This is a genomic window from Streptomyces sp. bgisy159, assembly GCF_057707805.1.
In genome coordinates this window covers 40,248-53,760 of sequence record NZ_JBYIQX010000037.1, presented here as the reverse complement: position 1 = coordinate 53,760, position 13,513 = coordinate 40,248, and the positions used below count along the sequence as shown (strand labels likewise).

12 protein-coding genes and 1 tRNA gene are annotated in these 13,513 nt (G+C 72.6%); 9 read left to right on the top strand and 4 right to left on the bottom strand.

Annotation, left to right across the window (positions count from 1 at the left end):
• Positions 1-175: 175 nt before the first annotated feature.
• Both AC3ET3_RS27890 and AC3ET3_RS27885 read right to left on the bottom strand, forming a co-directional pair.
• Positions 176-1,744 carry a glycoside hydrolase family 53 protein gene (locus AC3ET3_RS27890; protein WP_432133410.1) on the bottom strand — a complete coding sequence of 523 codons (1,569 nt, stop codon included), beginning with the start codon at positions 1,742-1,744 and terminating at the stop codon, positions 176-178.
• 124 nt (positions 1,745-1,868) lie between these two features.
• Positions 1,869-3,890 (bottom strand): beta-galactosidase, encoded by a 2,022-nt coding sequence (locus AC3ET3_RS27885; protein WP_435613082.1) that lies wholly within the window; start codon positions 3,888-3,890, stop codon positions 1,869-1,871.
• A gap of 183 nt (positions 3,891-4,073) precedes the next feature.
• Here AC3ET3_RS27885 and AC3ET3_RS27880 point away from each other — a divergent pair, with 183 nt between their 5' ends.
• The 6 genes from AC3ET3_RS27880 to AC3ET3_RS27855 all read left to right on the top strand — a co-directional run bounded on the left by AC3ET3_RS27880 (position 4,074) and on the right by AC3ET3_RS27855 (position 9,467).
• Positions 4,074-5,402, top strand: coding sequence for an ABC transporter substrate-binding protein (locus AC3ET3_RS27880; RefSeq protein WP_432133412.1), 1,329 nt, complete (start codon positions 4,074-4,076; stop codon positions 5,400-5,402).
• Positions 5,399-6,373 (top strand): carbohydrate ABC transporter permease, encoded by a 975-nt coding sequence (locus AC3ET3_RS27875; RefSeq protein ID WP_432133413.1) that lies wholly within the window; start codon positions 5,399-5,401, stop codon positions 6,371-6,373. The genes AC3ET3_RS27880 and AC3ET3_RS27875 overlap by 4 nt, the downstream gene beginning before the upstream one ends.
• Positions 6,370-7,275 carry a carbohydrate ABC transporter permease gene (locus AC3ET3_RS27870; RefSeq protein ID WP_432133414.1) on the top strand — a complete coding sequence of 302 codons (906 nt, stop codon included), beginning with the start codon at positions 6,370-6,372 and terminating at the stop codon, positions 7,273-7,275. Before AC3ET3_RS27875 ends, AC3ET3_RS27870 begins: the two co-directional genes overlap by 4 nt.
• A complete protein-coding gene (locus tag AC3ET3_RS27865) occupies positions 7,272-8,303 on the top strand; it encodes a LacI family DNA-binding transcriptional regulator (protein WP_432133415.1) in 1,032 nt (343 codons plus the stop codon). The genes AC3ET3_RS27870 and AC3ET3_RS27865 overlap by 4 nt, the downstream gene beginning before the upstream one ends.
• A gap of 230 nt (positions 8,304-8,533) precedes the next feature.
• Positions 8,534-8,884 (top strand): VOC family protein, encoded by a 351-nt coding sequence (locus tag AC3ET3_RS27860; protein WP_432133416.1) that lies wholly within the window; start codon positions 8,534-8,536, stop codon positions 8,882-8,884.
• Between the two features lie 154 nt (positions 8,885-9,038).
• Positions 9,039-9,467, top strand: a complete 429-nt coding sequence (locus tag AC3ET3_RS27855; protein WP_432133417.1) for a MarR family winged helix-turn-helix transcriptional regulator — start codon at positions 9,039-9,041, stop codon at positions 9,465-9,467.
• A gap of 16 nt (positions 9,468-9,483) precedes the next feature.
• Here AC3ET3_RS27855 and AC3ET3_RS27850 read toward each other — a convergent pair whose 3' ends face one another.
• Both AC3ET3_RS27850 and AC3ET3_RS27845 read right to left on the bottom strand, forming a co-directional pair.
• Entirely contained in the window at positions 9,484-9,879 is a 396-nt protein-coding gene (locus AC3ET3_RS27850; RefSeq protein ID WP_432133418.1) for an SseB family protein, read from the bottom strand.
• Between the two features lie 149 nt (positions 9,880-10,028).
• A complete protein-coding gene (locus AC3ET3_RS27845; protein ID WP_435613081.1) occupies positions 10,029-10,646 on the bottom strand; it encodes a MerR family transcriptional regulator in 618 nt (205 codons plus the stop codon).
• A gap of 97 nt (positions 10,647-10,743) precedes the next feature.
• Between AC3ET3_RS27845 and AC3ET3_RS27840 the strand changes: the two genes are divergently transcribed.
• The 3 genes from AC3ET3_RS27840 (at position 10,744) to AC3ET3_RS27830 (ending at position 13,288) form a co-directional block, all read left to right on the top strand.
• Positions 10,744-11,142: a DUF3291 domain-containing protein gene (locus AC3ET3_RS27840; RefSeq protein WP_435613080.1), complete on the top strand. Its 399-nt coding sequence runs from the start codon at positions 10,744-10,746 to the stop codon at positions 11,140-11,142.
• 315 nt (positions 11,143-11,457) lie between these two features.
• Complete coding sequence (locus tag AC3ET3_RS27835; RefSeq protein WP_432133421.1) at positions 11,458-12,972, top strand: hypothetical protein; 1,515 nt, start codon at positions 11,458-11,460, stop codon at positions 12,970-12,972.
• A gap of 242 nt (positions 12,973-13,214) precedes the next feature.
• Positions 13,215-13,288: transfer RNA gene (locus AC3ET3_RS27830), tRNA-Pro, on the top strand.
• Positions 13,289-13,513 lie beyond the last annotated feature (225 nt).

Sequence of the window (13,513 nt, the reverse complement as noted above, 5' to 3'; positions counted from 1 at the left end):
TTTCCGGATCCGAGGCCGGGCTGTCGCGCGCTGGGCGCACCTTCGGCCGGGAACCGAACGCCGTTGCCGGGTCCGCGGGCGCGGCGGGCCGGCCGAACGCCGTCTGGAGACGCGGCGAGGGCCCGGCCGCCCGGTGTGGTCCTGGTGTGGCGCGGCCGGGCCCCCGCGGGTCGGGTCAGCGGTGGCGGAACCACGACGTGGAGGGCAGCGCCTTGTCATCGAAGCCGAACAGGGCCTGGTTCTCCCAGCCGTTGCCGGAGGAGGCGTCGGCGGGGTCCCAGCCGTTGCCGGTGACCGCGGTCCAGGTGGCCTCCCAGTAGAAGACGCCGAGGCCGCGGCCGTTGGGGACGGCCTCCACGATGCTCGCGACGTCGTTCATCCACCTGGTCTGACCGGCGACCGTGGCCGGGTAGCCGGGGACCAGTTCACCGGTGGTGTCGATCTGGTTGACCAGCGGGTCGTCGCTGTCGAGGCGGAAGGGGTAGGCCGTCTCGGCGACGAACACGGGCTTGCCGTAGCGGGCGGCCGCGTCGTCCAGGGTGGTCTGGAAGTCGTACAGCGAGCCGTGCCAGTAGCCGTAGTACGACAGGCCGATCGCGTCGAACCGCACGCCGCTCGCGACCGCGTTGTCGAACCACCGGCGGGTGCCGGCCGGATCGCCGCCCTCGGCGAGGTGCAGGGCGACCGTGGTGGACGCGTCGACCGCCTTGACGGCGTCGTATCCGCTGTTGAGGAGTCCGGCGAGCTGGGACCAGTTGGCGGTGGAGCCCTCGTTCCACAGCATGCCGCCGTTGATCTCGTTGCCGACCTGGACCATGTCGGCGGTGGTGCCCTGCGCCTTGAGGGCGTTCAGCACGTCGTACGTGTGGGTGTACACGTCCGTCCTGAGCCGGCTGTAGGTGTGCCCGGCCCACGCGGCGGGCTTGGTCTGCTTGCCGGGGTCCGCCCAGGCGTCCGAGTAGTGGAAGTCGACCAGCAGTCTCATGCCGGCCGCCTTGACGCGTCTGGCGACGGCGAGGACGTGCGCCTTGTCGTTGTAGCCGTCGGCCGGGTCGACCCAGACCTTCAGCCGTGCGTAGTTCATGCCGGCGTTCCTCAGGATGGTGACCGCGTCGCCGCTGGTGCCGCCGGCGGTGCGGTACACGCCGCCCTCGGCCTCGCTCTTGGCGAGGGAGGAGATGTCGGCGCCGTGGATCGACGTACCCGATGTGCCGGCCGTGAAGGCCAGGTCGTCGACATTGATCCAGTTCCCCGCGCCGGCGTCACTGTTGATGCTGATGGTGCATTGGTTGTTGGTCACCCTGACCGGCACGACGACATGTATCCACCCGCTCGCCGAGACGGGCAGGTCGGTGCGCCGCTCGGTGCCCCCGCAGTTCTTCAGCGCTATGTAGGCGGCCTTCTGACCGCCGCCGGAGCGGACCCATGCGGTGAGCCGGTAGTCGCCGTTGGCCAGTCCGGACAGGTACTGCCAGGTCTCCACCTTGTAGGCGGAGGACGACCAGTGGCTGAGGCGGTAGCCGCCGCTGTGGCCGCCGGCCTCGGTGAAGGAGGCGGAGTTCTGCCCGGCCGCCGAGTACGTGGACCAGCCGGCCGGTGCGGCGGTGCCGGTGCCGTCGGACTCGAACCCGCCGTTGGTGAGGGTGGTCGCGGCCCGGGCGGTCTGCGCGGGCAGGGCGGTGAGGGCGAGCCCGGCGGTGAGGGGTACCAGCAGGGCCTTCAGGGTGCGTCTGGGATGGAACATCGTCGTCCGTCGTCCCTTCGACGTGGTGGGGATGGGATGCCCGGTGCCCCCGGGATGGCGCTGGGTGGGAGCGGGGCCCCCTCCGCCCGCGGCTCGCGGCTCCACGGGCGGAGGGGAGTCGGGTTCAGCCGTCGAGCCGGACGACCCGGACGGCGCCGGCCGGGACCGCGAGGCGGCCGGCGGCGGGCTCGCCCGTCAGCAGCTCGGTGCCGGGCGTGTCGAGCGGCACCTTGGCGTCGGCGCCGGTGTGGTTGACGGCGAAGAGGAAACGGCCGCTCTCGCCGCTGCGGACGACGACCTCGACGTCGTGCGGCAGGTCGGCGCGCGGGGCGAGGCGCGCGTCCTCGGCGGCCCGCCCGAGCAGCACGTCCAGGCCCTCGCGGCCCAGGCGGGTGGAGACGTACCAGGCGATGCCCTCGCCCAGGCGGTGGCGGGTGATCGCGGGGTGCCCGGCGGTCGGGCCGTCGGCGTACCTCCAGACCGACTCGGCGCCGCGCGGGACGACGAACTCGGTCCACACGTCGCCGCCCAGCTCGGCGCCATCGGGACCGGTGACGCGCACGTTCCGTCCCGGCAGCAGCGGGGAGAACTCCTCGACGCTCAGGCCCAGTACCTCGCGCAGCGGGCCGGGGTAGGCGCCCTCGTGGACGGCGTCGTGCTCGTCGACGATGCCGGAGAAGTACGACACGACGAGGGTGCCGCCGTTCTCGACGTACGCCCTGAGGTTGTCGCCGGCCGCCTTGGTCATCAGGTACAGGGCGGGCACCACGACCAGCGGGTACGCGCAGAGGTCCGCCTCGGGGTGGGCGAAGTCGACCGTGAGGTGGCGGTCGTAGAGCGCCTCGTGGAAGGCGTCGGCGCGCTCTCGCGGGTCGGCGTCCTCGCTGGGGCGCCAGGCGAGGTTCTGCGCCCACCAGGACTGCCAGTCCCAGAGCACCGCCACGTCGGCCTCGGTGCGCGTGCCGCGGACGGCGGACAGCGAGTCCAGGCCGGCGCCCAGCTCGACCACCTCGCGCCAGACGCGGGTGTCGGTGCCGCCGTGCGGGACCATCGCCGAGTGGAACTTCTCGGCGCCGCGCCGGGACTGGCGCCACTGGAAGAACATCGCGCCCTCGGAGCCGCGGGCGACGTGCGCCAGGGAGTTGCGGGCCATCTGGCCCGGCGCCTTGGCCGGGTTGTGCGGCTGCCAGTTGACGCCCGAGGTGGAGTGCTCCAGCAGGATCCAGGGGGCTCCCCCGGCCACCGAGCGCGTCAGGTCGGCTGCCATCGCCAGGTTGACGTGGGTGCGGCGGCCGTCGGTGATCAGGTAGTGGTCGTTGGTGACGATGTCCACCTCGCGGCCCCAGGCCCAGTAGTCGACCGAGTCGCACTGGCTGAGGGCGGTCATGAAGTTGGTGGTGACCGGCACGCCGGGTGCCAGCCGGTGCAGGATGTCCCGCTCCGCCACGAAGTTCTCGCGCATGGTCGCGTCGGCGAACCGCCGGTAGTCCAGCGCCTGGCCCGGGTTGCCGACGGTCGGCGTCAGGCGCGGCGGGTTGATCTGCCCGAAGTCGGCGTAGCGCTGGCCCCAGAAGGCGGTGCCCCAGGCGTCGTTGACGGCGTCGACCGTGCCGTACGTGGTGGCCAGCCAGCGGCGGAAGTGGGCGGCGCAGGAGTCGCAGTAGCAGGCGGAGACGGGGACTCCGTACTCGTTGTGCACGTGCCACATGGCCAGCGCCGGGTGGTCGCCGTAGCGCTCGGCGAGCTCGGTGGTGATGTTCGCCGCCGCCGCGCGGTAGTCGGCGTTGCTGTGGCAGATCGCGGCGCGGGAGCCGAACTCGTAGCGCACGCCGTCGGCGGTGACGGGCAGCGCCCCGGGGTGCTCGCGGTAGAACCAGGCGGGCGGGGCCACGGTGGGGGTCGCGAGGTCGACGCGGACGCCGTTGTCGTGCAGCAGCCCGATGATCCGGTCCAGCCAGCCGAAGTCGTACTCCCCCGGCGCGGGTTCCAGCAGCGCCCAGGAGAAGATCCCGACGCTCACCATGGTGACGCCGGCCTCCCGCATCAGCCGGACGTCCTCCTGCCAGACGCTTTCCGGCCACTGTTCGGGGTTGTAGTCCCCGCCGAAGGCGAGCCTGGTCAGGCCCCTGGGCGTGGTCTCCGGCATGGATCTCTCCCGTTGTGTTCGATCATTTGGGAACGTGCACACACATCGATGGCGGCGTAAGCCCAACATAACCGCACAGCAACAACCATTGACAAGTGTCCGGGATGTTTCTCTACTGTGAACGCTCACAGAAGCATGGCAGGTCCACGCAGCAGGCGGGGGCCCAGGTCAGGGGAGATTTCCATGCCCAACACCCAGCGCCGGAGACTCTTCGAGGTCACGGCCGCCGCCGTCGCCGTCGCACTCGGCGCCACCACCCTCGCCGCGTGCGGCTCGTCGGACGACGACGGCTCGGCGCGGTCCGGTCCCGTCTCGCTCACGTACTGGACGTGGACGCCGGGCATGGACAAGGTCGTCGACCTGTGGAACAAGGGCCCCGGCAAGGACCGGCAGATCACCGTCACGGTGAAGAAGCAGGCGTCCGGCGACACCCTGGTCACCAAGATCCTCACCGCGCACAAGGCGGGCAAGGGACCCGACCTGGTCCAGGCCGAGTACCAGGCGCTGCCGACGCTGGTCAGCAACGACGCGCTGGCGGACATCTCCGGGGAGGCGGGCGACGCCCGGAGCAAGTTCGCCGACGGCGTCTGGCAGCAGACGACGCTGGGCACGGACGCGGTGTACGCGATCCCGCAGGACATCGGACCGATGATGTTCTACTACCGCAAGGACCTGTTCCAGCAGTACGGCCTGACGGTGCCGACGACCTGGGACGCGTTCGCCGAGACCGCCCGCGCGCTGAAGAAGAAGGCGCCCGACGTCGACCTGACCACCTTCTCCGCCAACGACTCCGGGCTGTTCGCGGGGCTCGCACAGCAGGCCGGCGCCAAGTGGTGGACCACCGAGGGCGACAAGTGGAAGGTCGGCATCAACGACGCGGCGACGAAGAAGGTCGCCGACTTCTGGGGCGGCCTGGTCGAGGAGGGCGCCATCGACAACCAGCCGATGTACACCCCGGCCTGGAACAAGGCGCTGGACACCGGCAAGCAGATCGCCTGGGTCTCCGCGGTGTGGGCGCCCGGCACGCTGACCACGGCCGCGCCGTCCACCAAGGGCAAGTGGGCCATGGCCCCGCTCCCCCAGTGGTCCACGAGCGACAACGTCACCGGCAGCTGGGGCGGCTCCTCGACGGCCGTGACGACGGACTCCGGGCACAAGGCCGCCGCCGCCGAGTTCGCCGCCTGGCTGAACACCGACGGCGACGCCCTCAACGCGCTCGCCAAGGAGGGCGGCATCTACCCGGCCTCCACCTCCGCGCAGCTCAGCGGCGCCTTCACCACGCCGCCGGACTTCTTCGCCGACCAGGCGGACTTCTACACCACCGCCGCGAAGATCGCGAAGACCACGGCGCCCTCCGCCTGGGGCCCGAACGTGAACGTCGCCTACACCTCCTTCAAGGACGCGTTCGGCGCCGCCGCCAAGAACAAGTCGGACTTCGGTGCCGCCCTGGACAAGATGCAGGCGGACACGGTCGCCGACATGAAGAAGCAGGGCTTCGGGGTCTCCGAGTGAGAAGCGCACGCAGGAGGTCGTACGGGGCCGAGGGGGCCCCGTACGCCCACCCGTCTCCCGCCACCGTCCTCGAACGAGGGCGAAGCGCCCCCTACTTCTTCCTCCTCCCCGGCACGGTCCTGTTCGCCCTGTTCTTCGCGCTGCCCATCGGGTACGCGCTCTGGCTCAGCCTCCACACGGTGCGGGTCTCCGGCCTCGGCCTGGGCGCCGGCGCCCGCGAGGAGGTCTGGGCCGGCGCGGAGAACTACGCCGACGCCCTCACCGACGGCGAGCTGCTGGACGGCGCGCTGCGCGTGCTGGGCTACGGCTGCATCGTCGTCCCGGTGATGCTGGGTCTCGCCCTGGTGCTCGCGCTGATGCTGGACTCCGACAAGGTGCGGCTCACCCCCTTCACCCGGCTGGCGATCTTCCTGCCGTACGCGGTCCCCGGCGTGGTCGCCGCCCTGCTGTGGGGCTTCCTGTACCTGCCGGACGTGAGTCCCTTCTACTTCGTCCTCGACAAGCTGGGGATGCCGCAGCCGGACCTGCTGGACGGCGGCCCGCTCTACCTGGCGCTGTCGAACATCGCCGTCTGGGGCGGCACCGGCTTCAACATGATCGTCATCTACACCTCGCTGCGGGCGATCCCGGCCGAGGTGTACGAGGCGGCGAAGCTGGACGGCGCCACGCCGCTGCAGATCGCACTGCGGATCAAGGTCCCGATGGTGGCGCCCTCGCTGGTGCTGACCTTCTTCTTCTCGATCATCGCGACGCTCCAGGTGTTCAGCGAGCCGACCACGCTGAAGCCGCTCACCAACTCCGTGTCCACGACCTGGAGTCCGCTGATGAAGGTGTACCGGGACGCGTTCGGCGCCGGTGACATCCACGCGGCGGCCGCCGAGGCCGTGATCATCGCCGTCGTCACGCTGGTGCTGTCCTTCGGGTTCCTGCGGGCCGCGAACCACCGCAACAAGCAGGAGGCATCCCGGTGAGCTCCCTCGCCGTACCCCAGGCGCCCTCCACGACCGGCACCGCCGGTACCACGCGGGGCCGCCCGCCGCTGCGCCGCCGCGTCGCCCTGGTCCCGACGGTGACACTGCTGCTCGGCGCGGTCTACTGTCTGCTGCCGGTGGCGTGGGTGGTGATCGCGTCCACGAAGTCGGGCCGGGAGCTGTTCTCGACGTTCACCTTCCTCCCGGGGTCGGGCTTCGCCGACAACGTCCAGGACCTCAGCTCCTACCGAGACGGCGTCTACTGGAAGTGGATGGGCAACTCGGCGCTCTACGCCGGGCTCGGCGCCCTGCTGTCGACGTGCGTCTCCGCCTTCAGCGGCTACGCGCTCGCGACGTACCGCTTCCGGGGCCGCGAGACGATGTTCAACGTCCTGCTCGCGGGCGTGCTGATGCCGCCGATCATCCTCGCGATCCCGCAGTACCTGCTGATGGCCGAGGCGGAGCTCACCGACTCCTACTGGTCGGTGCTGCTGCCGCAGATCCTCTCCCCGTACGGCGTGTACCTGTCGCGGATCTACGCGGCCGCCGCGGTGCCGGCCGACGTGGTCGAGGCCGGCCGGATGGACGGGGCGGGCGAGTGGCGGATCTTCAGCCGGATCGCCCTGCCGATGATGGTGCCCGGGCTGGTGACCGTGTTCCTGTTCCAGTTCGTGGCGGTCTGGAACAACTTCCTGCTGCCGTTCATCATGCTCAGCGACGACGAGAAGTTCCCGATCACGCTCGGGCTGTACACGCTGCTGGAGCAGGGCTCCAGCACCCCGGCGCTGTACACCCTGGTGATCACCGGGGCGTTCCTCGCGGTGCTTCCGCTGGTCGCGCTCTTCCTGGTCATCCAGCGGTTCTGGAGCCTGGATCTGCTGTCCGGGGCCGTAAAGTCATGACCATGAGCACCTCGGGGGGTCGGCGCAGGGCGCCGACGATTCACGACGTGGCGCGGGAGGCGGGGGTCTCCCGCGGCACCGTCTCGCGCGTGCTGAACGGCGGCCACTACGTCAGCCCCGCCGCCCAGGAGGCGGTCAACGCCGCGATCCGCAGGACGGGGTACGTCGTCAACCGGCACGCCCGGTCACTGATCACCGGGCGGTCCGACTCGGTCGGCTTCCTGCTGACGGAGCCTCAGGAACGGTTCTTCGAGGACCCCAACTTCAACGTGCTGCTGCGCGGCTGCACCCAGGCGCTGGCCGCGCACGACGTGCCGCTGCTGCTGATGCTGGCGGGCACGAAGGACGAACGGCGGCGGATAACGCGGTACATCACCGCCGGGCACGTCGACGGCGTGCTGCTGGTCTCCAGCCACTCCGGGGACCCGATCGCGCAGGAGCTGCGTGAGGCGGGCGTACCGCTGGTGGCGTGCGGCAAGCCGATCGGGCTCGGCTCGAAGGTGAGCTATGTGGCCGCCGACGACCGGGACGGCGCGCGGGACATGGTGCGCCACCTGCTGTCCCTCGGGCGGCGCCGGGTGGGCGTGGTGACCGGCCCGCTGGACACGCCGGGCGGTGTGGAGCGGCTCGCCGGGTACCGGGAGGTCCTCGCCGAGGCCGGCATCGACCACGACGAGCGGCTCGTCGTCTCCGGCGACTACAGCCGGGCGAGCGGTGAGGCGGGCGGCGAGCTACTGCTGGAGCGGGCGCCGGACCTGGACGCGGTGTTCGTCGCGTCCGACCTGATGGCCCAGGGCGTCCTGGCCGCGCTGGGGCGCGCGGGCCGGCGGGTGCCGGAGGACGTCGCGGTCGGTGGCTTCGACGACTCGCCCGCGGCCACGGCGGCCACCCCGGCCCTCACCACCATCCGCCAGCCCTGGGACCGCATCAGCGCCGAGATGGTCCGGGTCCTCCTCGCCCAGATCGGCGGCGAGGAGCCGGCCGCGGTGATCCTCCCGACGGAGCTGATCGAACGCGACTCGACGTGAGCGAGCGCCGCGCACCGGCGGGCGCTGTCCCGGACCCGGGGCCCGGGCCCCGGGGCCGGCACTCGAGGCGGTGGTGGAGCAAGCGGTCAGGATCGGAGAAGCCGGCCGCGGCCGGTCCGTCCTAGCGTGGAGGGACCGCTTCGGCGTTCGGCGTCAGGCCGCGCCGGGCGGTGCGTTCCGCCGATTCCACTCGCGTGACCTCACCGGTCCGCCCCGCACAGGAGTACGTCATGGCCAACGGACTGCAGACGATCATCTACCCCGTGAAGGACCTGGACCGCGCGAAGGCCGTCTTCCGCACACTGCTGGACGTCGAGCCGTACGCGGACGAGCCCTACTACGTCGGCTTCAAGGCGGCGGGCCAGGATGTCGGCCTCGACCCCAACGGGCACGGCAAGGGCATGACCGGACCGGTCCCCTACTGGCACGTCACCGATCTGCGGGCGCGGCTCGCCGCCCTGCTGGAGGCGGGCGCGGAGCTGCTGCAGGACGCGCAGGACGTGGGTGGCGGCCGGCTGATCGCGTCGGTGAAGGACGCGGACGGCAATCTGGTGGGCCTCCTGCAGGACCCGGCCGCCTGAGGCTGCCGCGGCCGCTCCGCCCCGCCGGCCGGGTCTCCGCAGCCGGGGCCGGGGCCACGGAGCCGGAGCGGAGCCGGAGGCCCGCCGCGGAGTTCCATGCATCCGCACTAGTTGCACACTCAATGAATGGCCGGAACGGTGCTACCTTCGGAGTATGGGAGCGAAGACGGCCGGGGCGGGCCTGGAGCAGCGGTGGCGGGACATCCTGTCGGTCCACGCGCGCACGATGTGCGAGATAGACCGGGTGCTGCACCCGCACGGGCTCGGCGCCAGCGACTTCGAGGTGCTCGACATCCTGGCCGCCGAGACCCCCGGCGAGGGCGAGCAGTGCCGGGTGCAGAACCTGGCCGGGCGGGTCCATCTCAGCCAGAGCGCGCTGTCCCGGCTGATCGGCCGTCTGGAGAAGGAGGGCCTGGTCGAGCGCTCGGTGTGCGCGGAGGACCGGCGCGGTGTGTGGGTCGCCCTCACCCGTAAGGGCCGCGACCTGCACGGCGCGGTGCTGCCGCTGCAGCGCGCCGCCCTGGAGCGCATGCTGCCGCCCGGCCACGCCGGGGCGCCGGCCCCCGAGACACCGGCGCGGTGAGAGGCGAGGCGCGCCGTCAGCGCGCGAGCAGGGTGCGCACGCCCTCCGACGTGAGGGTCAGCCCGTGGTCGCCGGCCGCGTCGATGGTCAGGGACAGATCATCAGTGGGCCACTGCGCGGCGAGCGCACCGAGCGGGATCAGGCGGTAGCGGGAGATGTAGGGCAGCAGCTCCGACATCTCCAGCTCCGAGGTGAACACGGGTACCACCGGGCTGCCGCCGGGCTGCTCCAGCACGGGCAGCGCGACCGCGGTGGGGTCGGAGGCGTCCTCGTCGGACGTCTCGTCGGGCACCGGGACCAGCACCTCGCTGTGCGCGAGGGTGTCCAGCGCGTCGTTGTCCTCGGCATCCCTGGCCAGCGCGTCCAGCGCCCGCCGGGCGGGGGTGGTGGGGTCGTGGGCAGGTGTGTCCATGGGGGTTCCCTGGTGTGCGGTTGCGGCCGGAACCTGAGCGGTCCGTCCGGAGGGTCGTGGCTCGCGTACCCGGCCCCCGGCGGCTCAATCCGATCGACGGGCGGGGCCGCACGGCGCCGTGCCGGACGGCGGCCGCGGGGTGGGCGGACTCAGCCGCCGTGGCGGCGGGCCGACTCGTTCTCCTGGGCCATGCGGCGCAGCGCCATCAGGGCGGGTTCCAGGAGGACGGTCATCAGCAGGGCGCGCTCGGCGGCCTCCAGAGGGTCGTCGAGCCCGCCGAGCTGGTCGAGGTCGAGGACCGCGATCCGCTCGGCGAGACGTGCGTAGGGCAGCAGGGTCCGCCCGTCGACGGGGACGCCGAGACAGCGCAGGGAGGCCAGGGTTCCGGCGAGCACGGCGCGGGCCGGGGCGTCCTGGTGCACCTGCCAGCCCAGCTCCTCGACCAGGGCGTCGACCTCGGCGGTGTCGGCGGTCCGGTCGGCGGGGTCGTCCGCGACCCGGATCGCGCCCAGGGCCAGGCCGAGGACGCGGTGGGTGTCGTCGCCGTGCTCACCGAGGGCGTCCAGCACCTCGCGGGTGGTCGCCACCGACAGACCCCGGACACCTGTCAGGGCGCGGATCAGCCGGAGCCGGCGCAGGTGCTGGTCGTCGTAATCGGCCTGGGTGGCGGCGGTCTGACGGCCGGGCGGGAGAAGGCCCTCGCGCAGGTAGTACTTGATCGTCGTGACCGAGACGCCGCTGCGGCGGCTCAGTTCGGAGATGCGCATCGCCGACGCCTCGCCCTTCGAACCCTTGGCAACTGGATACCTTCACTGTCTAACATGGATAGCGTAAGTATCCAACTGCCGACGAAGGGGCACAGCCATGCCCACCCTCCCCTGGTCCACGGTCGACATCCCCGCCCCGGACGCCGAGGCGTTCGTCATGGCGTCCCGCTTCGAGGTGCGCTCCCCGGCCGACGTACCGCGCTTCTTCCTGAAGTCGCTGGCCGCCTGGAAGCAGGTCAAGGGCGCACCCGGCGCGTACGGAGCGTCGCTGGTCGCCCAGCCGCTCAGGCGCACCTTCTGGACCCTGTCGGCCTGGCGGGACGAGGACGCGCTGCGGGCGTACGCGCGCACGGAGCCACACAAGTCGATCATGGTCAGGCTGCGGCCGACCATGAAGGACTCGGTCTTCGTCTTCTGGCGGGTCCCGGCCTCACAGCTGCCCCTCGACTGGCCGGAGGCCCGGCGCCGGCTGGCGGAGCGGGCCGCGCGGTCCTGACGGCGCCCGCCCGGGTGAGGGACGGCCGCGCCGGGCGTCGGGTATCGGCCGTCCCCGGCGTGTGCCCCCTGCGGTCCGGCGTCCGACGGCTAGCGTGAGCGGGGCCGTACCGGAGTCCGCCCCGGCGCGCGCTCCCCGGCGCGCCTTCCGGGCGTGCGCACCGCTCGCGCGGCACCGGGACGGCCACCTTGACCGCCGCACCAGCCACCACCGCATCAGCGGCAGCCCGCGGTCGCCGTTCTCGCGGAACTCGCGGTGCGCGCCGCACCCGCCGCACAGGCAGGCCGCACTCGCGCAAGGGGTGACACCAAGCAGATGGCGCAGACCGTACGACCACGACCGCCGGGGTTCGCCCGTGCGTTCCCCTGGACCCGCGGCGACGACGTCCGCACGGCGGCGGTGGCGTGCGCGTTCGCCGCGGCGCAGCTGCTGCTGGTACCGCCCGCCATGGGGCTCGGCTGGGACGAGTCGGTGTACGTCAGCCAGGTCGGCGACCAGGCGCCGGCGGCGTTCTTCAGCGCGCCGCGCGCCCGCGGGGTGCCGGTGCTGGTGGCGCCGATCGCCTCCTGGTCGTCGTCCACGCCCCTGCTGCGGGTGTATCTCGCCGTCCTGTCGGCCGTCGCGCTGTTCCTGGCGCTGCGCGCCTGGCGCGGGCTGTTCCCGGCGCGGGTCGTCGCCGGCGGCGGCGCGCTGTTCGCCTCGCTGTGGGTGACGGTGTACTACGGCCCGCAGGCGATGCCCAACATCTGGGTGGCCCTCGGCGCGCTGGCCGCGGTGGGCTGCTTCCTGCGCTTCCAGCGCGACCCCGTCCTGCGCGGTCCCGTGTGGGGGCTGGGCGTGAGCGCGGTGCTGATGGCGCTGATGCGGCCCGGTGACGCGGCGTACGTGGGTCTGGCGCTCCTGGTGGCGCTGGTCACGGTGCGCCGGTGGCGGTCGGTCCGGCTGTCGGCCGCGCTCCTCGGCGGCCTCGCCGCCGGAGCGGCGCCCTGGCTGATCGAGGCCTACGCCGCCTACGGCGGTCCTCTGCGACGGCTGGCCGAGGCCTCCCGGATCCAGGGCGGACTGAGCTGGCATCTCGCCGTCGACGACCAGATGCGCAGCCTGTCGGGGCGTACCCTGTGCCGCCCGTGCGAGGGGCCGATGCCGGACACGCCGGTCATGCTGTGGTGGTTCGTGCTGCCGGCGCTCGCACTGCTCGCCCTGGTGATCGCCGTGCGGCGGGACCGGGCCGCGCCGACCGTGCTGTCCACGGCCTGCGCGGCGACGGTGGCCGTGCCGTACCTGTTCCTCATCGGCTACGCCGCTCCGCGCTTCCTGCTCCCGGCCTACGCGCTGCTGGCCCTGCCGGCCGCGGACGCCCTCGGGTATCTGCTGACGCGCGCGCGGGCGGCCCGGCGGCCTCTGGTGGTGACGGCCGTGGCGGTCGGGCTGGCGGGGCATCTGGCGGTGCAGTCGGCGGTGCTCTGGCGCACCGCCGAGCGCACGACCGCCGAGCACGAGCGCTGGGCGCGGGTCGCGGCGGACCTGCACCGGCACGGCGTACGACCGCCGTGCGTGCTGACCGGCCACTCCTCCCTGGCGCCGACGGTGCCGATCGCCTACTACACGGGCTGTGCCTCGGCCCACACGCGCGGGCACGACACCAACACCACCACGGCGGCCCTGGCCCGGACCGCGCGCCGCGTGCCGGTGGTGTTCCTGACCCGGGGGGCGCGGACCCCGCCCGGGTACGCGCACGACTGGGACGCGGTGCGGCTGGAGGGCGGACTGTCGGCGTACCTCACGGTGCCGGCGCCCACCGGTACGGCCCTGGCCGGCGACGGGCGCTGAGCCGGCGGACAGAACGGGCACTGAGCCGACGGACGGAACCGAGCGTGGCCCGGGCCTCCCGCGAGATCTGCTCGATGCCCGTGCCGCCGTGGCCGTGCCGTCGTGGCCGTGCGGTCGCATGAGCAGCGGGGCCGTGCGGATGACGTGCTCGCGCGGGGCGCCCCGACCGGCCCGCGAACCGGCGCCCGTCGCCGTGGGGTAGGGTTTACCTGCGTGTTCGCACGGTTCGCCGCCGGACACGACGGGACGTGGCGCAGCTTGGTAGCGCACTTGACTGGGGGTCAAGGGGTCGCAGGTTCAAATCCTGTCGTCCCGACCGAGAGAGTCGCGGCTCAGGGCCGGTTCGGAGACATCCGAACCGGCCCTCGGTCTCCCGCCGGGCGCTTCAGGTCACTCCCGCCTCGGCAGCCGAGGAGTCTCCGGCCGCCGCGGGATGCCGGAAAAGTGCGCCTGGATACGGACATGGGCCGACCGTCCGGCCGGATTTCTCCACGAGCTCGTGTTTCATCCGGCGGGAGCGGGAAAAGGGCCGGGCCGCGGC

Bases quoted from the DNA above. Each gene is read 5' to 3' on its own strand.
- AC3ET3_RS27855 (WP_432133417.1), top strand. From the start codon at position 9,039: ATGGGAGCGAAGACGGCCGGGGCGGGCCTGGAGCAGCGGTGGCGGGAC.
- AC3ET3_RS27865 (WP_432133415.1), top strand. From the start codon at position 7,272: ATGACCATGAGCACCTCGGGGGGTCGGCGCAGGGCGCCGACGATTCAC.
- AC3ET3_RS27885 (WP_435613082.1), bottom strand. From the start codon at position 3,890: ATGCCGGAGACCACGCCCAGGGGCCTGACCAGGCTCGCCTTCGGCGGG.
- AC3ET3_RS27860 (WP_432133416.1), top strand. From the start codon at position 8,534: ATGGCCAACGGACTGCAGACGATCATCTACCCCGTGAAGGACCTGGAC.
- AC3ET3_RS27890 (WP_432133410.1), bottom strand. From the start codon at position 1,744: ATGTTCCATCCCAGACGCACCCTGAAGGCCCTGCTGGTACCCCTCACC.
- AC3ET3_RS27850 (WP_432133418.1), bottom strand. From the start codon at position 9,879: ATGGACACACCTGCCCACGACCCCACCACCCCCGCCCGGCGGGCGCTG.
- AC3ET3_RS27835 (WP_432133421.1), top strand. From the start codon at position 11,458: ATGGCGCAGACCGTACGACCACGACCGCCGGGGTTCGCCCGTGCGTTC.
- AC3ET3_RS27840 (WP_435613080.1), top strand. From the start codon at position 10,744: ATGCCCACCCTCCCCTGGTCCACGGTCGACATCCCCGCCCCGGACGCC.
- AC3ET3_RS27845 (WP_435613081.1), bottom strand. From the start codon at position 10,646: ATGCGCATCTCCGAACTGAGCCGCCGCAGCGGCGTCTCGGTCACGACG.
- AC3ET3_RS27880 (WP_432133412.1), top strand. From the start codon at position 4,074: ATGCCCAACACCCAGCGCCGGAGACTCTTCGAGGTCACGGCCGCCGCC.